Raw genomic sequence first — 24,501 nt, 5'->3', positions numbered from 1 at the left:
CCGGGAAGATTCAGCGCCGCCCCGCATCATCCCGCGCCGTCCCCACCCCTCGGCGTCGCCCGCACCACCAGCCCCTGCCCCGCGCCCTCCAGCCCTTCCGGCGTTTGAGGAGCGGGGTCCGGGGCGGAGCCCCGGGGAGGGGACGGGTAGGGGCGGCGGGGGCGAGACCAGCTCGGGCCGACACCCGGGCCGCACCCGGGGATGGCGATCATGCCAAAGCGGCGCATCCCGTGGCCAGAGTTTTACGGCTCGGACAAACGACCTGGCGGGGAGCCGGCCCTACCGTGGTCGGGAACGCACGCCGAACGCGGAAGGGCCGGACCATGACTGCCACCCACGCCTTCTGGCTCGCCGGTCGCAAGACGACCGGCGAGACCGAATTCGATGTCACCTCGCCGTGGGACGGCCGACTCGTCGGCAGGGTCGGCGTGCCGACAGACGCCCAGGTGGAGGAGGCCGTGGCCGCGGCCCACGCGGTACGGGACGAGTTCGCCGCCACCCCGGCCCACGTACGCGCCGCCGCCCTCGACCACGTGAGCCGCAGGCTGGCCGAGCGGACCGAGGAGATCGCACAGCTCATCTCGGCCGAGAACGGCAAGCCGATCAAGTGGGCCCGCGGCGAGGTGGGACGGGCCGTCTCGGTGTTCCGGATCGCCGCCGAGGAAGCGCGGCGCTTCAACGGGGGCGAGGCCCAGCGCCTGGACACCGACGCCGGCGGCCAGGGACGGCTCGCCTTCACGCGGCGGTTCCCGAAGGGCGTCGTCCTCGGCATCGCGCCCTTCAACTTCCCGCTCAACCTGTGCGCCCACAAGGTCGCCCCGGCCATCGCGGTCGGTACGCCGATCATCTTGAAGCCGGCCCCGGCCACTCCGCTGTCCGCGCTCGTCATCGGTGAGCTGCTCGCCGAGACCGATCTGCCCGCCGGCGCCTGGAGCGTGCTGCCCGTGGCGAACGAGCGGATGCCCTCGCTCGTGCAGGATGAGCGGCTGCCCGTCATCTCGTTCACCGGTTCCGAGAAGGTCGGCTACGCGATCATGGACTCGGTCCCGCGCAAGCACTGCACCCTGGAACTGGGCGGCAACGGCGCCGCCGTAGTGCTCGCCGACTACGCGAGCGACGAGGACCTGGACTGGGCGGCCACGCGTATCGCCACCTTCTCCAACTACCAGGGCGGGCAGTCCTGCATCTCCGTGCAGCGGGTGATCGCGGACGCGGAGGTGTACGACCGGCTGGTGCCGCGGATCGTCGCCGCCGTCGAGGCCCAGGTGACCGGGGACCCGTCCGACGGCGCGACCGATGTCGGGCCGCTGGTGAGCGAGGCCGCCGCCGAGCGGGTGGAGGCCTGGGTCGAGGAGGCGGTCGGGGCCGGGGCCAAGCTGCTGACCGGGGGCAAGCGGGACGGGGCCTCGTACGCGCCCACCGTGCTCGCCGAGGTCCCGGCGGACGTCACGATCTCCTGCGAGGAGGTCTTCGGGCCCGTTCTCACCCTGCACCGGGTCGAGGGGGAGACGAGTGCCTTCGCCGCCGTCAACGAGTCCAAGTACGGGCTTCAGGCCGGTGTGTTCACGCACGACCTGCAGACCGCGTTCCGGGCGCACCGGGCCCTGGAAGTGGGCGGTGTCGTGATCGGGGACGTGCCGTCCTACCGTGCCGACCAGATGCCGTACGGCGGTGTGAAGCAGTCCGGTGTCGGGCGTGAGGGCGTGAAGTTCGCGATGGAGGACTACACGTACGAGCGGGTCATGGTGCTGACCGGGATCCAGCTCTGACGAGCACGAGCACGAGCACGAGCACGAGACCGGGACCCAGCTCTGACGACCCCACGTAAAGGGCCGGGCTCTAGCTTGTGACAATCATTTTCATGTAGAGTCCGGGCACGTCCCGGGATGAAGGGGTCCGGCACCGATGCCTTCCGGTGCCGGACCCCTTCGTGTGTCGGCCTGGTCCGGACCCTCAACCGGAGAGGCCGACACGCGCGAGCCGCAACGGGCCGCGCAGCCTGAGGTGGACGTCGTGCACGCCGGAGGCCACGATCGCGGCGCTCACGGTGGTGTAGTCGTACGGGCCGGCCGTGGCGGAGAGGTTCAGGACCGCCAGGACGGGGCCGCCGTTCAGGGAGAACTCGACGGAACCCTCGCCCGCCACCTCCACGGTCACCTCGGAGACTCCGTCCCGGAAGTCGCAGTCGTGGAAGAGGAGTTCACCCGTTCCGCCGCCGACGGGCGTGACGGCGTCCCCTGACGTCTTCGTGCGGTCGACGATCTCCGTGCCGCGCTGGTCGTCGAAGCCGGCCGCGTCGAGGCCGCGTTCGACGACCGGGCGGGGCGCTGCCGGGTCGCCGTCGAGGTCGATCGTCGCGGTCAGGCGGATGTCCTCGCTGGAGGCCCCCACGAGAAGCTCGTAGGCGCCCGGCTCCAGGCGGTGCCGGTCCTGCGCCACGTCCCAGAACTCGAAGCAGGACAGCGGCACCTGGAAGGTCACGTCCGTCGAGGCGCCCGGAGCGATCGTGACGCGGCGGTGGGCGGCCAGTTCGCGGCGGGGGCGCGGGACCGACGGGTTCACGGCCCTGACGTACAGCTGGGGTACCTCGTCCGCCGTCCGGGCGCTCGTGTTGGTGAGCGTGAACGTCACCTTCACCTCGTCGCCGGTCACCCGGGCGCTGAGATTCTCGTACGCGAACCCCGCGTACGACAGGCCGTGGCCGAACGGGAACAGGGGCGTTCCCTCGAAGTACAGGTACGTCTGGCGGCCGCCGATCACGTCGTAGTCGAGCAGGTCGGGCAGATCCGTGTCGGTGGCGTACCAGGTCTGGGGGAGGCGGCCCGCGGGAGAGACGTCCCCCGCGAGGACGCGCGCCAGGGCCGTGCCCGCCGCCTGTCCGCCGTGCGCGGTCCACAGGACGGCCGGGAGGTCCTCGTGCCCCACGGCGTAGGGATAGGCCGAGGTCAGGACCAGGGCCGTGCGCGGGTTCGCGGCGCGGGCGGCGCGCAGCAGGCGCTCCTGATGCGCCGGGAGGCGCAGGGTGGTGCGGTCCTCCGTCTCGCGGCCGTTGAGGTGCGGGTCGTTGCCCGCGACCACCAGGACGGCGTCCGCTTCCGAGGCGATTCTCGTGACCGATTCGTCACCCCGTTCGGTCACGACAAGGGTGAGGATTTCCGCGTTCTCGTTGGCAACCTTCACGCCGTCGGCGGCGACAGAGACGTACATGCCCGTGCCCATGTGCTTCAGGAGGTGACCGTCCTCATGGGATTCGTGGCGTTCCAGGCGGAACGTCTCCTGCACGACCCAGCCGCCCGGCTGGTCCGCGGAAGCGCGGAGGTAACCGTCGTCGGCGACCGAGAGGTAGCGGCCGTCCGGGGCGCGCAGGGTGAGGACGCCGTCGCCCCAGTCGACGAGGGCGAGGTCGGTGCCAGTGGTGTCGGTGGTCAGCGGGGGGAGGTCCGTGCGGCCGGCGAGGAGCGCGGGATCGAGGGCGCCCTCCGCGCCGCGCGCCTCGTCGGGGGCTTCGGCGGCCTCCGGCACCGAGAGGTACGACCCCGCCGAGGTCCTGAGGCGGACGCGGTCCACGCCCTCGGCGAAGGTGACGTACTCGGCGCCGAAGCGCTCGTACAGGCCCTCCAGCGGGGTGGAGCGGTGGATGAGCGTGCCGCTGTACCAGTCGAGCTTGCACTCGTCGGCGAGGAGGCCGACGACCGCGATACGGGTGTCCTCGGCCAGCGGCAGCAGGCCGCCCTCGTTCTTGAGCAGGACGATCGCCTGTTCCGCCGCCTCCTGGGCCAGGGCGCGGTGGGCCGGGGTGTCGAAGTCCTTGGCGTCGGCATGGGGGTCGCCCTCCGGGTCGAACTCGCCCAGCCGGAAGCGGACCGAGAGCTGGCGGCGGACCGCCTCGTCGATGTCCTCCGCGGTCAGCAGGCCCCCGGCCAGGGCGCCCCGGATCCGTTCGACGATCTTCGAGCTGTCCGTGCCGTGGTCGGTGAAGCTGTCGACGCCCGCGCGGATCGCGGCCGCCGTGGCCTCCTCGTGGGTGTCGAAGTAGTGCTCGGAGTCGACCAGGTTCGAGGGGGCGCCGGCGTCCGAGCAGACCAGGAGGTCCTCGTCGGTCCAGGCGCGCAGGTGCTCCTTCAGATACGGCGAGACGTGGTTCGGGCGGCCGTTGACCAGGTTGTACGCGGGCATGACGCCGGCCACCGCGCCCGCAGACACGGTCTCGCGGAAGGCGCGCAGGTCGTACTCGTGCAGGACGCGCGGGCGGACCGAGGACGAGGTGGTGTCCCGGTTCGTCTCGTTGTTGTGCGCCAGCCAGTGCTTGAGGACCGGAGCCGTACGCCAGTACGCCGGGTGGTCGCCGCGCAGGCCCCGCGTGTACGCCGTCGCGATGGCCGAGGTCAGCTTCGGGTCCTCGGAGTAGCCCTCCTCGTTGCGCCCCCAGAGCGGGTGGCGCAGCAGGTTCACCGTGGGGGACCAGACGTTGAGGCCGACGCGGTCGTCGCGGGCCCGCATGGCGCGGACCTCGGTGGACACCGCCTCGCCGACGCGGCGCACGAGGTCCTCGTTCCAGGTCGCGCCCAGCCCGACCGCCTGCGGGAACACCGTGGCCGGACCCATCCACGCCACGCCGTGCAACGCCTCCTGGCCGGTGCGGAACGCGGCGACGCCCAGACGCTCGACGGCCGGTGCGAACTGGTGCAGGAACGCGATCCGTTCGTCGAGGGTGAGCCGCCCGAGAAGGTCGTCGACGCGCTTCGCGAGAGGCAGCCGAGGATCGCGGAACGGCGGAGTGGAAGGCGTCTGTGCGGTCACGTTGGGGATCCCTTTGCGGTGGAGCGGCCAGCGAGTTTCGAAGCGCTTCGATACGCTTCGATGCTCATTCGACCCGGGGGTGGGTGTCAAGAGACCAAGGCGCAACAGATCCGTTTCCTCCCCGTCATATCCAGCGGTCGGAACTGGTCGCTCCGGTCCCCCATACCTCCGGGCAATTGTGGAAACGACTCTTGTGCACCCCCACGGGTTCACTTAACCTCGCAGCAACATCGAAGCGCTTCGACTGCAGAGGGAACGCCTCGCGTGCTCACACCCCTCCGATGTCCACCGCTTCAGCACAGCCAGTTCCACTCAAGACACCGCAGCCGCCGACGGCTCCCCCGCCGTGTGTCCTGGTGTGCGCCATGAAGGGTTGACGCAATGACGCCGAACTCCGCCCCCTCCGCTCCCAGCCGGAGAAACTTCCTCGCCTCCACGGCGGTCGCCGCCGCCGCGGTGGCCGGAGGCGTGCCGCTGCTGTCCGCCTGCGGCGGTTCGGACAACGGCTCGCGGGACGGCACCACGTCGGGCAAGGACGCGAAGAAGATCCTGCCCGCCTACGTGGCCAGCGACGTGGTGAAGCCGGACATCCCGTCCAGGAACGGTTCGTCGATGGGCTTCACCACCAAGCTCGACGTCGACACCCTCAAGAGCTCGGTCCCGAAGAAGCTCGGCAAGGGCGGCGAGGTCACCATCATGTCGCCGTTCTGGGGCTCGCCCCCGAAGCAGAACAACCCCTACTACACGTCGATGAACGACCTGATCGGCGTCGACGTCCGGTGGCGCAACCAGGACGGCAACACCTACGACCAGAAGCTCGGCGCGGTCCTCGCCTCCAGCGACGTCCCGGACGTGGTGGTCGTCCCCAGCTGGAACATGATGGGCAAGATACCCAGCGCCATCATCAGCAAGTTCGCCGACCTCGGCCCGTACCTGTCCGGGGACAAGGTCAAGGAGTACCCCAACCTCGCGGCGATCCCCAGCGACGCCTGGCAGCGCTCCATCTTCGGCGGCAAGCTGATGGGTCTGCCGCAGCCCGCCCCGTCCGTCCAGACCATCGTGCCCCTCTACCGCCAGGACATCTTCGACAAGGAGGGCTACGAAGTCCCCAGGTCCGCCGACGAGTTCATGGCCCTGTGCAAGGACATCACCAACGCCAGGGCCAAGCGGTGGGCCTGCGGTGACATGAAGTGGACCGCGATGAACACCTTCGGCGTGCTCGGGGGTGGGGAGAAGCCGCTCTGGTGGAACCTGGTCGACGGCAAGCTGATCAACCGCATCGAGACCCCGCAGTACCTGGAAGCCATCGAGTGGACGCGGAAGCTGTTCGCCGCCGGGGTCGTCCACCCCGACTTCAAGCTGGGCAAGAGCCAGGCGACCGACCCCGCCCCCAAGTTCGCCGCCGGTGAGTTCCTGATCTGGAACAACAACATCGTCCAGTGGTACGGCCAGCAGGCCATCCAGGCCACCCAGAACCCCGACTTCAAGGTCTGGGGCATGGACATCTGGAACCACGACGGCGGTGACCCGACGCTGTACGCCCAGAACCCGGCCGGCATCTTCGCCTTCGTCAACAAGAAGGCCTCCGAGTCCGTCATCCACGACGTCCTGGCGGTCGCCAACGTCACCGCGGCGCCGTACGGCACCAAGGAGTGGATGATGACCAACTACGGCGTCGAGGGCACGCACTACACGATGAAGGACGGCGTCCCCGTCAAGAACGACAAGGGCAACAACGAGGTCATCAACGCCTACGTCATGGTCGCGAGCCCCGCCGCGACCACCGCCCACCCGGACTTCCCGGACGACACCAAGGCCATGGTGGAGTGGGAGCAGCGGATGGGCGGCTTCACCAAGAAGTCGTCCTTCTGGGGCCTGCAGATCACCGAGCCCTCCCGCTACACCAACCTCGCCAACGACTTCGAGCAGCTCGAGGACGACATCATCCGCGGGCACAAGAAGATCGGCGACATGCAGCAGGCCGTCTCGGACTGGAAGAGCAAGGGCGGCGACAAGCTGCGCGACTGGTACAAGAAGCTTCTCGACGAGAACGGCTCGGCGGCGAGCTGACCAGGCTCTGAGGCAAGGAGAACAGCCGTGTCCCACAGCACGGTGCCTCGGAGCAGCACCGAGGCCGACACGCCGACGAAGACCCCGGTGGCGTCCGACGACGCCACCGGTGGCCGGGAGGAACGAGGCTCGGGCAAGCTGAGCCTCCGGCTCAGGTTCAGACGCGACCGCGCCCTGATCCTCATGACGCTGCCGGCCGTCGTGCTGGTCCTGGTCTTCAACTACCTGCCGATCCTCGGCAACGTCGTCGCCTTCCAGGACTACGACCCCTACATCAGCGACAACGGCATCATCTCCATCCTGAACAGCCCCTTCGTGGGCCTGGAGAACTTCCAGCGGATGTTCGAGGACTCCGCCTTCTGGAACGCCGTCGAGAACACGCTGGTGCTGTTCTTCGTCCAGCTCGTGCTGTTCTTCCCGATCCCGGTGCTGCTCGCGCTCCTCATCAACAGCGTGGTCCGGCCCAGGGTGCGGGCCGTGGCGCAGGCCGTTCTCTACCTGCCGCACTTCTTCTCGTGGGTGCTGGTCATCGCCGTCTTCCAGCAGATGTTCGGCGGCGCGGGCATGCTCTCCCAGTTGCTGCGGCAGAACGGGTACGACGGCCTCAACATCATGACCAACCCGGACACCTTCCCCTTCCTGCTCACGGCGCAGAGCGTGTGGAAGGACGCCGGGTGGGGCATCATCGTCTTCCTCGCCGCGCTGGCCTCCGTTCCTCAGGACCACTACGAGGCCGCCGCGATGGACGGTGCCGGACGCTGGCGCCGCATGTGGCACGTCACGCTTCCCGCCCTGCGCCCGGTGATCGCGCTCCTCCTCGTGCTGCGCGTCGGCGACGCCCTGACCGTCGGGTTCGAACAGATCCTGCTGCAACGCGACGGCGTCGGCACGGGTGCGGGGGAGGTCCTCGACACCTTCGTGTGGTGGAACGGCGTACGCAACCAGGACTTCGGCTACGCGGCCGCCGCCGGCCTGATCAAGGGCGTGGTCAGCATCGGCCTGGTCCTCGCCGCGAACAAGGTGGCCCATCTCATGGGCGAGCAGGGGGTGTACAAGAAATGACGTCCGTGATGTGGGAGCCGCGGCAGGACACCGAGGCGGCCCAGCAGCAGAAGGCGCCCCGCTGGTGGCAGTCCCCGCCCCGCCCGGCGTGGGAGGAGGAACCCTCGAAGGCCGGCCTCGCGGGCAAGGGCATCGCCCTGTCGTTCGCCTGCCTGGTGGTCCTCTTCCCTCTGTGGATCGTGGTCGTCACCAGCCTCTCCTCGAGGAAGACCATCGACCAGGCGGGCGGCCTGGTGATGGTGCCCAAGGGCATCACCTTCATCGCCTACAAGGAGTTGCTCAGCGGCGGCCAGGTCACCCGCGCCGCGATCATCAGCATCCTCGTCACCCTGGTCGGAACGTTGTTCTCGATGGCGGTGTCCGTCCTGTGCGCGTACGGCCTGTCCCGCAGCGGATCCCTCGCCCACCGCGGAATCCTGATGACGCTGCTGGCCACCATGTTCTTCAGCGCCGGCCTCATCCCCACCTACCTGCTGGTGCAGTCCCTCGGCCTGACCGACAGCTATCTCGCGCTGATCCTGCCGAGCGCGATCAGTGTCTTCAACATCCTGGTGCTCCGCGGCTTCTTCATGGGGATCTCGCAGGAACTCATCGACAGCGCACGCATCGACGGCGCCGGGGACTTCAGAATCCTCTGGCAGATCGTCATGCCGCTGTCGCGGGCGGTTATCGCGGTGATCACGCTCTTCTACGCCGTCGGGTACTGGAGCGCCTGGTTCAACGCGTCCATCTACTTGAACGACCAGGACATGATGCCGCTGCAGAACGTCATGATCCAGCTCGTGCAGAAGCAGGAAGCGCCGGTCGGTCTGAGCCAGGCCATCAGGACCGGTCAACTGTCGGGTCTGGCCATCCAGATGGCGGTCATGGTGATGGCGCTGCTGCCGGTCGCGATCCTCTCGCCCTTCGTCCAGAAGCACTTCAAGAAGGGCATGCTGACGGGCGCAGTCAAGGGCTGAGGCCCTTCACCGGGTGCCTCCGGGCCGTGGCTGCGCCCCGAAAGGGGCGCGGGGAACTGCGCGACCAGCCACAGACGGACCGCACCCGCCAACGCACCACACCAACCGAGCTCTTGGGCGACCAGGCCTGCCCCGCCCGTCCCCGCACCCCTGAACGAGGTAAGCCATGCGCACCCCCCGCCCCAGCAGACGCACCGTCCTCACCGGAACCGCAGCCGCCACCGTACTCACCACCCTCGGCACCCCGGCCCACGCAGCGGAAACCCAGCCCCCGGAGACCGCCGGAGGCACCACGTACCGATGGCGCAACGCGGCAATCGGCGGCACCGGCTTCGTCACCGGCGTCCTCTTCCACCCGTCCCTGCGCGGATGCGCCTACGCCCGCACCGACATCGGCGGCGCCTACCGCTGGGACGACACCGACGCCCGCTGGACCCCGCTCACCGACCACATCGGCTGGGACGACTGGAACCTCCTCGGCGTCGAGGCCATGGCCGTCGACCCCGCCCACCCCGACCGGCTGTACCTCGCCCTCGGCACCTACACCCAGTCCTGGGCCGGCAACGGCGCGGTCCTGCGCTCCGAGGACCGCGGCGCCACCTGGACCCGCGCCGACCTGTCGGTGAGGCTCGGTGCCAACGAGGACGGCCGGGGCGCGGGGGAGCGCCTGCTGGTCGACCCGCGCGACAGCGACACTCTGTGGCTGGGCACGCGCCACGACGGCCTCCTCAAGTCGACGGACCGGGGCGCCACCTGGGCAGCCGCATCCGGCTTCCCGCCCTCCCCGTCCGCCTCGGGCCAGGGCGTCGTCCTCCTCGTCGCCGCCGGCCGCACCGTCTACGCGGGCTGGGGCGACTCCGACGGCACGGCGGACAGGCCGAACCTGTACCGCACCGGCGACGGCACCACCTGGGAGGCCGTCCCCGGCCGGCCCACCGGCACCGCCGCCAAGGTCCCGATCCGCGCCGCGTACGACAAGAACACCCGCGAGCTGTACGTCACGTACGCCAACGCGCCCGGCCCCAACGGCCAGTCGGACGGCAGCGTGCACAAGCTGTGCACCGCCACCGGCAAGTGGAAGGAGGTCACGCCGGTCAAGCCGGGCGGGACCACCACCGACGGCGGCACCGACACCTTCGGCTACGGCGGGGTCGCCGTCGACGCACGACGTCCCGGCACCGTCGTCGTCTCCACGAACAACCGCTGGGCGGCCGTCGACACCCTGTACCGGACCACCGACGGCGGCCGGACCTGGAAGTCCCTGAAGGACACTGCCGTCCTCGACGTCAGCGAGACCCCCTACCTCAAGTGGGGCGAGGACAAGCCGAAGTTCGGCTGGTGGATCCAGGCGGTCGGCATCGACCCGTACGACTCCCATCACATCGTCTTCGGCACCGGCGCGACCCTCTACGCCACCCGCGACCTCAAGAACTGGGCCCCGCAGATCCGCGGCCTGGAGGAGACGTCCGTGCGCCAGCTGATCTCGCCCCCGGCCGGTGCGGCGCACCTGATCAGCGGGTCGGGGGACATCGGCGTGATGTACCACGAGCGGCTCACGGCGTCACCGTCGCGCGGCATGGCGACGAACCCCGTGTTCGGGACGGCGACCGGGCTCGCACAGGCCGCGAACAAACCGTCGTACGTCGTCCGCGCCGGCTGGGGCGACCACGGCAACGGCGCCTCCTCGAACGACGGCGGACAGAGCTGGAAGCCCTTCGCGGCCCAGCCCGCCATCGCCAAGGACGCACCAGGGCCGATCGCCACGAACGCCGACGGCAGCGTGCTGCTGTGGTCCTTCGTGCACTGGGACGGCACGAGGCACCCCGGGTACCGCTCGGCGGACAACGGCGTGACCTGGACGGAGGTCTCCTCCTTCCCGAAGGGCGCCGTACCGGTCGCCGACCCGGCCGACCCCGCCCGCTTCTACGCGTTCGACAGCGACACGGGCTCCGTCCTCTCCAGCACGGACAGCGGAAAGACCTTCACCAAGGGCGCCACCGGCCTGCCCTCGGGCGACACCCAGTTCAAGCTGACCGCCGCCCCAGGGCGCTTCGGCGACCTGTGGCTGAGCACCAAGTGGAACGGGCTGTACCGGTCCACCGACGGCGGCGCGACCTTCTCGAAGATCATCAGCTGCTGGGCCTCGTACACCCTCGGCTTCGGCAGGTCCGCCGACGGCTCCGACTACCCGGCGATCTACCAGGTCGGCGCGACCGGCGACGTCACCGCGGTCCTCCGCTCCGACGACGAGGCGAAGACCTGGGTGCGGATCAACGACGACGCGCACCAGTGGGGCTTCATCGGCGACGCCATCACCGGCGACCCGCGGATTCACGGCCGCGTCTACCTGGCCACGAACGGGCGCGGCGTCCAGTACGGGGAGCCCGCCTGATGCCGGACCTCAGCGCGGCCACCCGGGGCCGGGTCCTCTTCGGCGGCGACTACAACCCCGAGCAGTGGCCGGAGGAGACCTGGCACGAGGACGTCCGGCTGATGAGGGACGCCGGCGTCAACTCGGTGACCCTCGGCGTCTTCTCCTGGTCGAAGCTGGAACCGGAGCCCGGCGCCCGCGAGTTCGGGTGGCTGGACACGCTGATGGACCTGATGCACGCGGGCGGCATCGGCGTCGTCCTGGCCACCCCCACGTCCTCGCCCCCGCCCTGGATGGGCCGGCTGCACCCCGACACCCTGCCCGTCACCGAGGACGGCCGCACCGAGTGGTGGGGCGGCCGTCAGCACTTCTCGCACTCCAGCGCCACCTACCGGCGCTACGCCGCCGCCATCACGGAGGACCTGGCCGCCCGCTACGGCGACCACCCGGCCCTGACCATGTGGCACATCAACAACGAGTACTGCACCTTCGACCACGGAGACGAGGCGGCAGCCGCCTTCCGCCGCTGGCTCCGCGAGAGGTACGGCACGCTCGACGCCCTCAACACCGCCTGGGGCACGGCCTTCTGGAGCCAGGGCTACGACAGCTGGGACGGCATCCTGCCGCCCCGTCTCCCGCACTACATGAAGAACCCCACCCAGGTCCTGGACTTCCGGCGCTTCACCTCCGACATGCTCCTGGAGTGTTACGCCGCCGAGCGTGACATCGTCCGCCGGGCCACTCCGCACATCCCGGTCACCACCAACTTCATGCCGCTGTGGTTCGGCCAGGACGCGTGGCGCTGGGTTGAGGAGGAGGACGTCGTCTCCGTCGACATCTACCCCGACCCACGCGACCCGTTCGGCGCGCAGAACGGCGCCCTGGTCCAGGACATGACCCGCTCCCAGGCGGGCGGCGGCCCCTGGATGCTGATGGAACAGGCCGCGGGCCCGGTCAACTGGCGCGGCGTCAACCACCCCAAGCCGCCCGGCCTCAACCGCCTCTGGTCCCTCCAGGCCGTCGCCCGCGGCGCCGACGCCGTCTGCTACTTCCAGTGGCGCCAGTCCCGCCAGGGCGCCGAGAAGTTCCACTCCGGGATGGTCAGCCACGCGGGGGAGCACGGCCGTACGTTCCAGGAGGTCAAGCGGCTCGGCGCCGAACTCGCCACGATCGGCGGCGAGGTGGCGGGCGCCCACGTCCCCGCGGACATCGCCCTCCTGCACGACTGGAACTCCTGGTGGGCCGGCGCCCAGGACGGCCGACCCTCCTCCGAGGTCGACTACCCGCAGGTTCTGCGGACCTGGCACCGCGCCCTCTGGGAGGCCCACCTCACCACCGCGTTCGCCCACCCCGAGCACGACCTGTCCGGGTACAGGGTGGTCGTCGTACCGCAGCTGTACCTGCTCACGGACGCCGCGATCGAGAACCTCCTCGCCTACGTGCGCGACGGCGGCACCCTCGTGTGCGGCTTCCTGACCGGCGTGGCCGACGAGGACGACCGGGTACGGCCCGGAGGCATGGACGCGCGGCTGCGCGAGCTGTTCGGCATCCGCACGCTCCACGAGTGGTGGCCGCTCGAGGCGGGGGAGCACGCCGAGTGCGAGGGTTTCCGCGGCACGCTGTGGTCCGAGGAACTCGAAGCGGCGGACTCGGCGGACGCGGCGGACACGGACGTGGTCTCCCGCTACAAGGGCGGCGACCTGGACGGTCTGCCGGCCGTGCTGCGCAGGGGCCGCGCCTGGTACCTGTCCACGCTGCCCGAACCCGCCGCACTGCGCGACCTGCTGGCGGGCGTGGCGTACGGCGCGGGCGTACGGCCGGTGCTCGACGGGCTGCCCGACCAGGTGGAGGCGGTCCGCCGCGGCGAGGTGCTCTTCGTGCTCAACCACGGACGCGACCAGGTCACGGTCGACGTGCCGGGCACCCACCGCGACCTGCTGACGGGAGCGACGGTCACCGGCTCGCTGGTCCTCGGCCGGTACGGCGTGGCGGTGCTGAGGCCATGAAGCCGGCGTCACACGCGGTGCCGCGCCCCACCCGTACCCACCTCGCCGAACTCCGGACTTCCTCCGGCGACGGGCAACTCGACCTCGTCGCCGGAGAAGACCACGTCCTCACCGTGAGGGCGTGGTAACTCCCCCCGCAATTCCCCCCACCCATGGAAGGGACACCATGGCAAAGAGAACACTGCGCAGGGTCACCATGGCGGTGCTGGCCCCGGCGATGGCCCTCGGCGCGACCATCGGTCTCGCCTCCGCCCCCGCCTCGGCCGCCGTCTGGAACTCCTGCGACCAGTGGGGCAACACGAGCCTGAACGGCTACACGCTCTACAACAACATCTGGGGCTCCGGCGCCGGCAGCCAGTGCGTCTGGGCCAACTCGGGCACCAACTGGGGCGTCTGGGCCAACCACCCCAACACCGGTGGCATCAAGTCCTACCCGAACTCCAAGAAGGTGATCAACAAGTCGATCACCTCGCTCGGGTCGCTCTCCAGCAGCTACAACGTCACGGTCCCGTCGTCCGGCGCGTACAACACGTCGTACGACATCTGGGACACCGACTACGACTACGAGATCATGCTCTGGGTCAACAAGACCGGAGCGGTCGGCCCCCTCGGCACCTCGCAGGGCAACGTGACGCTCGGCGGTCACACCTGGACCGTCTACAAGGGCAACAACGGCGCGAACGAGGTCTTCTCCTTCGTCCGCACCTCCAACTCCAGCTCCGGCACCGTCAACGTCCTGCCGATCCTCAAGTGGATCAAGGACGCCAAGGGCTGGTTCGGCAACGAGACCATCGGTGACGTCCAGTTCGGCTTCGAGATCACGTCCTCGTCCGGCGGCCTGGACTTCAACACGAACAACCTGACCGTCAGCAGCAGCTGATCGTAAGGCCCGGGCCGGTGCCGTTCCCCCATGCGGCGCCGGCCCGGGGCCGGAAGCCGGTTATGCGAGCGTCAGCGAACTCTGCACGGGCAGGTGGTCGCTGGGGAACTGCCCGTTCAGCGAGAAGGTGTTGATCGACGCGCGGTGCACGGTGATGCCGGGGGTGGCCAGGATCCAGTCGATGCGGTCGCCGTCGGGTGTCAGCGGACGGTAGCCGTGGAAGGTCGCGTAGAGCTCACTCCGCTCGGCCGCCGTGTCCCAGGTGTCGACGAGCCCGGCGCCCAGCATGGTGTCGTAGACCGGATTCTTGTGGGCCGCGACGTTGAAGTCGCCGGTGACGACGAGCGGGAGGGACCGGTCGAGCCCGGTGATCCGCTGGGCGATCAGGGACGCGGCGCGCTGGCGTGCGTTCTGACTGGCGTTGTCGAGGTGGGTGTTGAGCACGTAGAACTGCCGGTCGCCGTCGGCCAGGTCACGGAAGCGGACCCACGTGACCATGCGGATGGAGCCGCCGCCCCAGGTGTTCGATCCGACCACGTTCGGAGTGTCGGAGAGCCAGAAGTGGTCGTATGCGAGCGGCTTGAGCCGACGGGTGTCGTAGAAGACCGCCATGAACTCGTCGAGGCTGCCGCCGGCGCGTCCGGTGCCGATCCAGCGGTAGTGCGGTCCGAGGTCGGCCTCGATGTCGAGGAGCTGCTCGTACAGGCCCTCCTGGGTGCCGATGACGTGGAGGCGCTCCTGCCGCAGCAGTTCGCGCATCACCGGTCTGCGGGCGGCCCAGCTGTTGGGCTCCGCTGTGCTCGCGTAGCGGAGGTTGAAGGACATGACTCTCAGGCGGCGATCGGCGGTTTCCGCCGCCGCGGCGGGTGAGGCGGTCATCGCCGCAGGGTACAGGGGCAGCAGGACCGCCGCGGCCAGGGCGGTCTTCAGGCTTCGGCGGCGCGTGACTCGGACGTGGTTCGGCACAGGAGCTCCTTCTGTGGCGGTTTCCGGGCGAGTCGTGCACAGATGAGTCTGGAGCGGTCGTATGTGATGGCCGTGAACATGTCCATGTAAAGAGGTGTCCATGGCTGGAAGAGGCTGGACGAGGATCGAAGAGGCCGGACGAGGGTGGTGAGCGGGCCGCGACCGTGACAGCCGCGCCCGCACCCGCCGACCCTCCCTCCGGCTACGCGCCCGGCGTCAGCCGGATCAGCAGCGCCGCGGGCGTGCGGGGCGCCCGCACCCGCAGCACCCCCTGGTCACCGTGTCCGTCCTCCCAGGTCACCGAGCCGGCCGCCGGAGCCGACGGATGCAGGATCTCCGCCCGCACCTCCCGGCCGGCCAGGTGGCCGAGCGGGAGCCGCACTTCGCTCTCCCCGCCACGGCGCCACACCGTCACGTACGACGGCCCGTCCGGCACCCGCATCCCCAGCGCCAGCCACTCGTCCGTCCACCCGGGCAGACCGAGCGGCCAGAACGGCACGGCCCGCGCGAGGTCGGCGCGGATCGCCTTGTACGTCCCCACCGCGTCCCGTACGAGGCCGAGTTGGTGCTCCGACATGCGGTTCAGATGGCCGGACAGGTGGATACGGCCGAGCAGGGCCCCGCCGAGCGTGAAGGTGATCAGGTCGTCGTTGTACTCGGCCTGCGGGTACGCCCAGACGGCGCCCTGCTCGGGCGGGACCGCGGTCGGCGCGGCGGCGGCGATCGGCGGGAAGCACAGCGGGTCCTGCTGGTCGCTGGTCGACTGGAGCTGGGCGACGGCCAGGGTGGCGCCGTCCATGCGCATACCCCCCGAGGCGCAGTTCTCGACGACCAGCCCGGGGTGGCGGTCCAGGACGCCGGACAGCCAGTCCAGGTAGGCGTGGGCGTGGCCGAGCAGGCCGGCGCCCGGTGAGAGGTCACCGGGGCCGCATGTCCCCGGGTCGACCACGATGTTGTAGTCCAGCTTGAGATAGCCCACACCCCAGTCGCCGACGATCCGGTCCACCGTGCTGTCGAGGTGCGCGCGGGCGGCCGGGTGCCGCAGGTCGAGCTGGTGGCGGCCCTGTTCGGCCAGGCGCACGCCGTCGCGCTGGAAGAAGGCCTCCGGGGGCAGCGCGGAAGCGATCGGGCTGCGGACGCCGACGACCTCCGGCTCCAGCCACAACCCGGGCACCATGCCGCGCTCGCGGATCCGGTCCAGGACCGCCCTGATGCCGCCGCCGGGGAAGCGGCGCGCCGAGGGCAGCCACTCGCCGACGCTGTCCCACCAGCCCTCCGTGTCGTCGTCGTACCAGCCGGAGTCGACGCAGAAGTACTCCGCACCGGCCTCGGCGGCGGCGTCGATCAGCGGCAGCAGCTTCTCCGTCGTCGGGTCGCCCATCAGGGTGTTCATGTAGTCGTTGAAGACGACGGGGAGTGCCGTGTGGTCCGGGTGCGGGCGGCGTACGGCACGGCGGTACGAGGTCAGGGCGCCCATCGCGTCGTCGAGACCGGCGCCCAGGGCCAGCGCCGCCGGGACCGTCGTGAACTCCTCGCCCGGCGCGAGCCGCACCCGCCACTGGTGTTCCGCGTCCGTGGGGCCGTTCAGCGCCAGATACGTACCGTGCGCGTGTTCGCCCAGGTCCCAGCGCCAGCCGGCCGGCGACTCGACCTGCCACAGCCAGGCCCGGCCGCCGTCCCGCCGCGTCAGCGCCCCCATCGCCAGGTGCCCGTCGGTCGGCCAGCTGCCGCGCCCGGTGAGGACGAGGGCGGCGCGGCTGTCGTGCTGGTGGGCGGCCACGTGGATGTCGGCGACGGTGTCGCGCAGCGGTTCGGTGTACCAACGGCACTCGGCGAGCCAGTCGTTGTGGGCCCGGTGCACGTCGAGCACGTCGGGGGAGGGCAGGCCGCCCAGCAGCAGACTGCTCACGGACTGGAGCACGAGGGGCTCCGTGCCGTCGTGGCGCAGCCGGACGCGGGAGCGGAGCACGGGCAGTCCTGCGGGGGAGGACAGCTCGACGAACGCGGTCAACCCCGTGAGCGGGTCGTGGAGTTCGACGGTCAGCCACTCCCAGCCGGCCTCGCTGCCGCTGTCGTGCCCCCGGTACCCGAGCCGCGTGCCGAAGGCCGTGCCCGTGAAACGCGGGCCGGACCAGCCACTGCCGTGGCCCAGGGCGGTCAACTCGACCAACGGCAGCGCGGCGGCGGGCTCCACCGTGTCACCGGGCGGGCCCAGCCGGACCAACCGCAGCGTTCCGTCGGCGGCCGTCGCGAACTCGGCGTCCAGCGCGGAATGGCGCCAGGTGAACGCCGCGCGCGGGGAGCCGGGACCGCTCGTGGTCCCCTCCAACGTCGTCCCCTCCAACGTCGTCTCCTCCGTCGTGCCGGTCGAGTCCGCTGTGCCGGTCGAGTTCGTCGTGCCGGTCAAGTCCGTCGTCCCGGTCAAGATGCTGCCCCCTCCTGAGCTGCCCGTCCTGAGCTGCCCGTGCTGAGCCGCCCGCCCTGAGCCGCCCGTCCGTACGCGCCCACACGCCGGAGGCGCTCGCGTGAATCCATCGTTACGGTCTCTTGACGGCGGTTTGTGTGACCGGTCACAATCCTGGCATGAATGTGACCGGTCACACAAGGCGCCCGGCGAGCATCAGGGATGTCGCGACCGCAGCAGGGGTCTCGTACCAGACCGTCTCCCGGGTGATCAACGGCCATCCCAGCGTCAAGCCGTCCACCCGCGAACGGGTGCTCGCCGCCATCGACGAACTGGGCTTCAGGCGCAACGCGACCGCACTCGCCCTGGCCAGCGGCCGCACCAGGGCCGTGACCGTGCTCACCGCCAACACCACCCACTACGGCTACGCCTCGATCCTCCAGGGCATCGAGGAGGCCGCGCGCGCCGCGTCGTACTCGGTGGGCATCGGCGTCCTCGAATCGGCGGACGAACCCGCCGTCGCCGCCGAGGTGCAGCGGGCCGCGGACGCCGGCGGCGGACTCATCGTGATCGCCTACGACCCGGCCGGTGTACGGGCCCTGTCCGCCGTACCCGCCGAACTGCCGGTCGTGGGCGTGGTCGAAACCCCCGCGAGCCCTCCCGGCGGCGACCGCCCCTGGGTGTGGACCGACGACCGCGAGGCCGCCTACGAAGCGACCCGCCACCTGCTCTCCCTCGGCCACGAGACCGTGCACTACGTCGCCATCCCGTCCAGCACCCGGCGCACCAGCGCCCGCACCACCGGCTGGCGCCAGGCCCTGAAGGAGGCCGGGGCGCCCGAACCCCGTCCGGTGCAGGGGAGCTGGGGCCCGGCGGGCGGTCACGCGGCGGGCCGGAAACTCGCGGCGGACCCGGCCGTCACCGCGATCCTGTGCGGCAACGACGACCTCGCGCTCGGCGTTCTCCGCGCCCTGCACGAGGCCGGCCGGTCCGTACCCGGCGAGGTCAGCGTCGCCGGGTTCGACGACGCCCCGCACTCCGCCTACCTCACCCCGTCCCTCACGACCGTACGCCTGGACTTCACCGGCCTCGGGCGGGCCGCGTTCGCCCTGCTGCACGGGGTCGTGGAGGAGTCCGCGCAGATCGCCCCGCACCCCGTCTCCGTACCGGAGCTGGTGGTGCGGGAGAGCTCGGGGCCGGCCCCGGCCAGGGCCTGACCACCCCGTACGAGCACCGCTGTTCACGCATCCTGCCCTGCCCTGAACCACCTGTTCTCGAAAGGCGAGCGATGAAGACAAGAGCTCTCCCCGCCCTGGCCCTGATATGCGCCGTCGGCCTGGCCGCCACCGCCTGCAGCGATCCCACCGCGGGCGACTCCGCCGGCTCCGGCGCGGACGCGAAGAAGACGGCGGTGAACCCCACCGCCCGCCTCGACGGCGTGAAACTGACCATGTGGACCGCGCAGAACACGGTCAACGCCCCCAAGCAGGTCATCGACGCCTTCGAGAAGGCCACCGGCGCGAAGGTCGAGACCCAGGCCATCCCGGACCTCTACGAGCAGAACGTGCCGACCAAGCTGGCCTCCGGCGACCGCCCCGACCTGATGTTCTGGCAGCCGTCCATCTCGACCCTGCCCTTCATCCAGCCGAAGCAGAACCTCCTCACCCTCGACGGCGAGCCGTGGGAGGCCAAGCTCGGCGACACCGAGAGGTCCCTCGGCGTCATCGACGGCAAGCGGTACGCGGCCATCGTCACCAGCCCCGCCATGCTCGGCGTCTACTACAACAAGGACGTCTTCAAGAAGGCCGGGCTCACCGAGAAGGACTTCCCGAAGTCCTACGACGAGCTGCTGGCCCTCGGCCACAAGGTCGTCGACAAGACCGACGCGGCCGCCTTCTACGAGGCCGGCGGCGACAAGTGGCCCCTGCAGTGGCAGATGCAGATCCAGCTCACCGACCTCGACAAGCAGTGGTGGGCCGGCCTGAACGAGAACAAGGAGAAGTGGACCGACCCGGTCGTCGTCGGCGCCATCAAGAAGTACAAGGACAAGCTCCTCGACGCCGGGCTCGCCCAGAAGAACTACAGGACGGGCACCTTCACCGGGCAGGCCGACGCCCTGTGGAAGGGCGACGTGGGCATGGTCCTCAACGTCACCTCCTTCCAGAGCCAGTTGCAGGCCAAGTACTCCACCGCCGAGATCGACAAGAAGATCGGCTGGTTCCCGGTCGCCAACTCCTCGGCCACCGGCCTGTACTCGCCCGACCAGACCAACGGTGTGGTCGCGTTCAAGACCGGTGACGACAAGCGGCAGAACGCGGCCCGGCAGTTCCTCGCCTTCTGGCTCGGCCCCGACTACGCCGACTACATCAAGGCGATGAAGATCCCGTCCGTGCAGCCGTCCGTGCCCACCCCCGACGGCCTCCCGCAGACGTCCAAGGCCCAGGTCGCGGCCCTGCCCAAGGCCGTCGGCGTCTTCCAGGCCAAGGCGATCGTCGCCCCCGACACCCACCTGTACCTGGCCGACATGATCTTCGGCAAGAAGAACCCGCAAGCGGTCGCGCAGGCGATCCAGGACCAGTTCGCGCAGGTGGCCAAGGCCCAGGGCGCGCCCGGATTCTGACGATGACGGACACGGTCGTACGTACAGAGCCCGCGCCGGTGAAGGGCACACCGAAGAAGGTGGGACGGCTGCCGCGCGCCGCCGTGCACCACCCCTGGTGGTTCGCGCTCCCCGCGATCGTCGTCTTCGCGGGCTTCTTCCTGGTGCCCAACCTGCTCAACTTCTACTACCCGTTCACCAACTGGTCCTCGTACCACCCGGACATCGCCTTCACCGGCCTCGACAACTTCAAGACCATCGCCGACGACGGCTCGCTGCTGCGCGCGATCCGCACGACGCTGCTGTACGCCCTGCTGGCGGCGCTGTTCCAGAACGGCTTCGGGCTGGTGCTGGCGCTGCTGCTGGAGGACGACAGCCGGTTCAACCGGTTCTTCCGGGCCGTCTTCTTCCTCCCCGTGCTCATCTCGGCGCTCGCGACCGGCTACGTCTTCCAGGCCCTGCTCGACCAGGACGGCGCCGTCAACTCCGTCCTCGGCACGGACGTCCCGTGGCTGGGCTCCACGACCTGGACGCTGGTGATCGTCACCCTCATCCACGGCTGGAAGTGGATGGGTCTGTCCATGCTGATCTATCTGGCAGGACTGAAGGGCATTCCCGGAGACATGCTCGAAGCCGCGCGGATGGACGGCGCCGGGCCCTGGCGGACCTTCTGGTCGGTGCGCTGGCCCATGCTCGCGCCCGCCGTCACCTTCAACGTCACCACCGCGCTGATCGGCTCGATGAACACCTTCGACATCGTGCAGGCCACCACGGGCGGCGGCCCCGCGGCCTCCACGGAGGTCTTCAACATCTACATGTTCCGGATCTTCGGACAGGGCCTGTACGCCCAGGCCTCCGCGATGAGCCTCGTCCTCTTCCTGGTCGTGGTCGCCGTGGCGATCCCGCTGGTCGTCGGGCTCCGGCGAAGGGAGCAGATGCTGTGACCGCTCTCTGGCGGTACGGCCGCCCTTCGCTTGTCGTCCTGCTCGCCGGCCTGGCCGTCGGCGTCCCGCTCTGGCTGGTCGCCGTCACCTCCGCCAAACCGCAGGCGGAGGCCATCAAGCCCAACCTGGAGCTGCCGCGGCACTGGCAGCCGGGCGGCAACTACGCGGACGCCGTCAGCCAGGGCGAGATGCTGCGCGGCTTCCTCAACTCGCTGCTCGTCGTGGTCCCTTCGGTCGTCCTCGTGCTGATCCTGGGCGCGGGCGCCGCCTGGGTCTTCGCCCGCAGGAAGTCCAAGCTGGTGTCGGCCGCGTACGCGCTGTGCATCAGCGGGCTGCTGCTGCCGCCCGCCGTCATCACCATCGTGATGGAGTTGCGGCAGCTCGGGCTGGCGAACACGCGCCCCGGCATGATCGCCGTCTACACCGGCATGTATCTGTCGACGTCGATCTTCTTCATGACCGGCTTCATCCGCGCCATCCCCATGGAACTGGAGGAGGCGGCGCGCATCGACGGGGCGAAACCGTCACGGATCTTCGTACGGATCGTCCTGCCACTGCTCCGGCCCGTCATCGCCACCGCGACGATCATGGTGATGCTCTACGCCTGGAGCGACATCTTCTACGCCTTCTTCGTGCTCGGCGGCGGCGAGCGGGCGACCCTCCCGCTGAACCTCTACCAGGTCGCCAGCGCCCAGCTCTACCTCAACAACTGGCACCTCGTCTTCGCGTACGTCGTGGTGATGAGCCTGCCCATGGTCGCCGTGTTCCTCGTCGGCCAGCGAAAGATCGTGTCCGGAATCACCAGTGGAGCCGTCAAATGACCGGAGTGACCGGAGTGACTGGAGGTCCAGCAGCGTGATCACCCCCACCCGCATGCGAGCCCGTACGACAACCCGCATCAGAACCACCCTGGTCACAGCACTACTTGGAGCAAGCGCAATGTCAGGCACCCTCCCCGCAGCCGGACCCGCGTCAGCGGCCGACGGCCCCCAGCGCCTCACCGTCGACCTCGCCGAGTCCGAGGGCCCGGTGATGCTCGGCGCCAACGGCGCGCTGTACGGGCTCAGCGACGACGGCGTGCCCAGCGACGCCGCGTTGGAGCCCCTGAAGATCACCAGCATCTCGCAGAAGCCGGAGGGCGGCGCCCAGCACCCCAACGGCGACGCGCTCGCCGTCTCCAAGTCGTTCTTCCGCAACGGCGGCGGCGAGATCAACGTGATGATGCAGGACATCTACGCCAAGTGGCCGTACGAGGACCTCGGCATCGACGACTACCTCCCCAAGATCGACAAGATCGTCAAGGAGGTCGCGGCCGACCCCAACAGCGACCGCTTCGTCTACATCCCGTTCAACGAGCCCGACCAGATCTGGTACAAGCTCGGCGTCGAGGACCAGGCCCAGTACGAGGCCAACCGCGACCGGTTCTTCAAGGACTGGAAGACGGTGTACCAGCGCATCCGCGCGATCGACCCCGACGCGAGGATCGCCGGCCCCAACGAGGCCGGCTACCACACCCGCCTGCTCAAGGACTTCCTCGCCTTCGCCAAGCGCGAGAACGTCCTGCCCCAGGTGATGACCTGGCACGAACTGGGCTCCGGCTCCCTGCGGGACTTCCAGGCGCACTACGACAACTACCGCTCCCTGGAGCGGGAGGCGGGCATCGCCCCACTGAAGATCAACATCGACGAGTACGCCAACCGCCGCGACCTGTCCGTGCCCGGGCAACTCGTGCAGTGGGTCTCGATGTTCGAGCGGAACAAGGTGTACGCCAACCAGGCCTACTGGGACGCCGCCGGCAACATGGACGGCAACGTCGTCCGCTCCAACATCCCCAACGGCGGCTGGTGGTTCTTCCGCTGGTACGCGGGCCTCACCGGCGACACCGTCAAGGTGACCCCGCCGCAGGCCAACGCCATCGACACCCTCCAGGGCCTGGCCTCGCTGGACGAGTCCCGCCGCCAGGCCCAGGTCCTGCTCGGCGGCTCCGCCGGTGACACGGACGTCGTCGTCGACAACGTCTCCCGGTCCGTCTTCGGCCGCACGGTCACCGCGACCGTCGCCGAGGCAGCCTGGTCCGGCTACGAGGGACAGCACGCGACGCCCCGCGTCCTCACCCGCACGAAGGTCAAGGTCGCGGACGACGGCACGGTGACCGTCCCGCTGCGCGGCCTGCACAAGATGTCCGCCTACCGGATCGTCCTCACCCCCGGCGGCTCCGGCACCCCGTCCGCGCCCTCCGTCCCCTGGTCGGCGTCGTACGAGGCCGAGGACGCGGCCATCACCGACGGCAAGGTCTACACCCAGGGCACGGTCAGCAACGCCAACGGCTACGCGGCCTCCGGCACGAAGGACGTCGGCTCGCTCAACACCGCCACCAGCAAGGTCGACTTCACGGTGAACGTCCCCAAGGACGGCACGTACGACCTCGCGATCCTCTACGGCAACCAGTCCGGCGCCCCCGCCACCCAGAAGCTGTCCGTCGACGGCGGTGACCCGGTCACGGTCGGCTACCCCTCCACCGAGAACTGGACCTACCGCGCCAAGAAGGACGTCACCGTCGCGCTCAAGGCAGGTCAGCACGTGCTGACCCTGGCCAAGGGCGACGCCGAGGTCACCCTCGACCGTATCGACCTGACCACCCGCACCGGCGCGCCGTCCGCGTCGTACGAGGCCACGCTCGCGGACATCAGCGGCACGCCGTCGTACGACTACTCCTCGTCGGCCGGGACCGGCACCGGCGCGCTCGTCCTGCGCTCCGGCGACAAGGCGGTCTTCGACGTCTACGCCCCGCGCGACGGCTACTACACGGTGGCGCCCCGGGCCACGGCTCCCGTGAAGGTGGCCCTGCACGGAGAGAGCGTGACGGCGGAACCCGGCCGGCCCCTGCGGCTCTACCTCGTCGCGGGCAACAACCGCGTGGCCGTGACCGCCAAGCACGCGGCCGTCCGCTCGCTGGACGTCTCGGGCGACGGATCGACCACCGGCACGCTCTCCTACGAGGGCGCCTCGGCCACGCTCGCGGGCGGTGCCAAGCTCGTGGACTCGGCCCACGCCTCCGCCGGTTCGTACATCGGCTGGCTCGGCAACAGCACCGACAGCAAGGCCGAGTTCACCGTGGACGCGCCCAGGTCGGGCCGCTACGTGCTGGTCGTCCACTACGGGCACAACGACCGGCGCGACAACGGCCACGCCTACAACACCGACATCATGTCCCGCACGGCGGACATCAGCGTCGGCACCGCCGCCCCGCGGACGGTCACCTTCAAGAACACCTGGAGCTGGGACGACTACTGGACCGTGGGCGTCCCCGTCGACCTGAAGAAGGGCTCCAACAAGGTCACGTTCGGCAACGCGACCGCCTGGGCCCCGAACATCGACCGGATCGAACTGGGCCGGGTCGTAGGCCAGTAACCCTCCTGGGCCCCCGGACCGGCTTCGCA

General features: G+C 70.0%; 16 protein-coding genes. 13 read left to right on the top strand and 3 right to left on the bottom strand.

Going from position 1 to position 24,501, the window contains the following annotated elements; genetic code table 11:
* The first annotated feature begins 323 nt into the window (after positions 1 to 323).
* A complete protein-coding gene (locus tag AB0959_RS48960) occupies positions 324 to 1,769 on the top strand; it encodes an aldehyde dehydrogenase family protein (protein WP_366833464.1) in 1,446 nt (481 codons plus the stop codon).
* 184 nt (positions 1,770 to 1,953) lie between these two features.
* Here AB0959_RS48960 and AB0959_RS48955 read toward each other — a convergent pair whose 3' ends face one another.
* Positions 1,954 to 4,800 (bottom strand): glycoside hydrolase family 3 C-terminal domain-containing protein, encoded by a 2,847-nt coding sequence (locus AB0959_RS48955; protein ID WP_366833463.1) that lies wholly within the window; start codon positions 4,798 to 4,800, stop codon positions 1,954 to 1,956.
* 381 nt (positions 4,801 to 5,181) lie between these two features.
* On the opposite strand from AB0959_RS48955, the gene AB0959_RS48950 reads away from it, so the two are divergent.
* The 7 genes from AB0959_RS48950 (at position 5,182) to AB0959_RS48920 (ending at position 14,148) form a co-directional block, all read left to right on the top strand.
* On the top strand, positions 5,182 to 6,870 hold the full coding sequence (locus AB0959_RS48950; RefSeq protein WP_366833462.1) for an extracellular solute-binding protein: 1,689 nt from the start codon (positions 5,182 to 5,184) through the stop codon (positions 6,868 to 6,870).
* Positions 6,871 to 6,897: 27 nt separating this feature from the next.
* Positions 6,898 to 7,932: an ABC transporter permease subunit gene (locus AB0959_RS48945; RefSeq protein ID WP_366833461.1), complete on the top strand. Its 1,035-nt coding sequence runs from the start codon at positions 6,898 to 6,900 to the stop codon at positions 7,930 to 7,932.
* Positions 7,929 to 8,891, top strand: coding sequence for a carbohydrate ABC transporter permease (locus AB0959_RS48940; protein WP_366833460.1), 963 nt, complete (start codon positions 7,929 to 7,931; stop codon positions 8,889 to 8,891). Before AB0959_RS48945 ends, AB0959_RS48940 begins: the two co-directional genes overlap by 4 nt.
* 166 nt (positions 8,892 to 9,057) lie before the next feature.
* On the top strand, positions 9,058 to 11,283 hold the full coding sequence (locus tag AB0959_RS48935; RefSeq protein ID WP_366833459.1) for a 1,4-beta-glucanase: 2,226 nt from the start codon (positions 9,058 to 9,060) through the stop codon (positions 11,281 to 11,283).
* Positions 11,283 to 13,268 (top strand): beta-galactosidase, encoded by a 1,986-nt coding sequence (locus tag AB0959_RS48930; RefSeq protein ID WP_366833458.1) that lies wholly within the window; start codon positions 11,283 to 11,285, stop codon positions 13,266 to 13,268. The genes AB0959_RS48935 and AB0959_RS48930 overlap by 1 nt, the downstream gene beginning before the upstream one ends.
* Positions 13,265 to 13,396: a hypothetical protein gene (locus AB0959_RS48925; protein ID WP_366833457.1), complete on the top strand. Its 132-nt coding sequence runs from the start codon at positions 13,265 to 13,267 to the stop codon at positions 13,394 to 13,396. The genes AB0959_RS48930 and AB0959_RS48925 overlap by 4 nt, the downstream gene beginning before the upstream one ends.
* Before the next feature lie 38 nt (positions 13,397 to 13,434).
* Positions 13,435 to 14,148, top strand: a complete 714-nt coding sequence (locus AB0959_RS48920) for a hypothetical protein (protein ID WP_366833456.1) — start codon at positions 13,435 to 13,437, stop codon at positions 14,146 to 14,148.
* A gap of 60 nt (positions 14,149 to 14,208) precedes the next feature.
* Here AB0959_RS48920 and AB0959_RS48915 read toward each other — a convergent pair whose 3' ends face one another.
* Both AB0959_RS48915 and AB0959_RS48910 read right to left on the bottom strand, forming a co-directional pair.
* On the bottom strand, positions 14,209 to 15,114 hold the full coding sequence (locus AB0959_RS48915) for an endonuclease/exonuclease/phosphatase family protein (protein WP_366833455.1): 906 nt from the start codon (positions 15,112 to 15,114) through the stop codon (positions 14,209 to 14,211).
* A 202-nt stretch (positions 15,115 to 15,316) separates the two neighbouring features.
* Positions 15,317 to 17,380 carry a glycoside hydrolase family 36 protein gene (locus tag AB0959_RS48910; RefSeq protein ID WP_366833465.1) on the bottom strand — a complete coding sequence of 688 codons (2,064 nt, stop codon included), beginning with the start codon at positions 17,378 to 17,380 and terminating at the stop codon, positions 15,317 to 15,319.
* A gap of 317 nt (positions 17,381 to 17,697) precedes the next feature.
* Here AB0959_RS48910 and AB0959_RS48905 point away from each other — a divergent pair, with 317 nt between their 5' ends.
* The 5 genes from AB0959_RS48905 (at position 17,698) to AB0959_RS48885 (ending at position 24,472) form a co-directional block, all read left to right on the top strand.
* Positions 17,698 to 18,735 carry a LacI family DNA-binding transcriptional regulator gene (locus AB0959_RS48905; protein WP_366833454.1) on the top strand — a complete coding sequence of 346 codons (1,038 nt, stop codon included), beginning with the start codon at positions 17,698 to 17,700 and terminating at the stop codon, positions 18,733 to 18,735.
* A 71-nt stretch (positions 18,736 to 18,806) separates the two neighbouring features.
* Complete coding sequence (locus AB0959_RS48900) at positions 18,807 to 20,138, top strand: ABC transporter substrate-binding protein (RefSeq protein WP_366833453.1); 1,332 nt, start codon at positions 18,807 to 18,809, stop codon at positions 20,136 to 20,138.
* 2 nt (positions 20,139 to 20,140) lie between these two features.
* A complete protein-coding gene (locus tag AB0959_RS48895; RefSeq protein ID WP_366833452.1) occupies positions 20,141 to 21,061 on the top strand; it encodes a sugar ABC transporter permease in 921 nt (306 codons plus the stop codon).
* Positions 21,058 to 21,882 (top strand): carbohydrate ABC transporter permease, encoded by an 825-nt coding sequence (locus AB0959_RS48890; protein ID WP_366833451.1) that lies wholly within the window; start codon positions 21,058 to 21,060, stop codon positions 21,880 to 21,882. Before AB0959_RS48895 ends, AB0959_RS48890 begins: the two co-directional genes overlap by 4 nt.
* 118 nt (positions 21,883 to 22,000) lie before the next feature.
* Positions 22,001 to 24,472, top strand: a complete 2,472-nt coding sequence (locus AB0959_RS48885) for a CBM35 domain-containing protein (RefSeq protein WP_366833450.1) — start codon at positions 22,001 to 22,003, stop codon at positions 24,470 to 24,472.
* Positions 24,473 to 24,501: the final 29 nt, after the last annotated feature.

Origin of the sequence: Streptomyces sp. NPDC046862, assembly GCF_040704615.1 — a bacterium.
Taxonomy (GTDB): domain Bacteria; phylum Actinomycetota; class Actinomycetes; order Streptomycetales; family Streptomycetaceae; genus Streptomyces.
The sequence above is the reverse complement of the archived record's forward strand: the minus strand, read 5'-3'. Positions and strand labels throughout refer to the sequence as shown.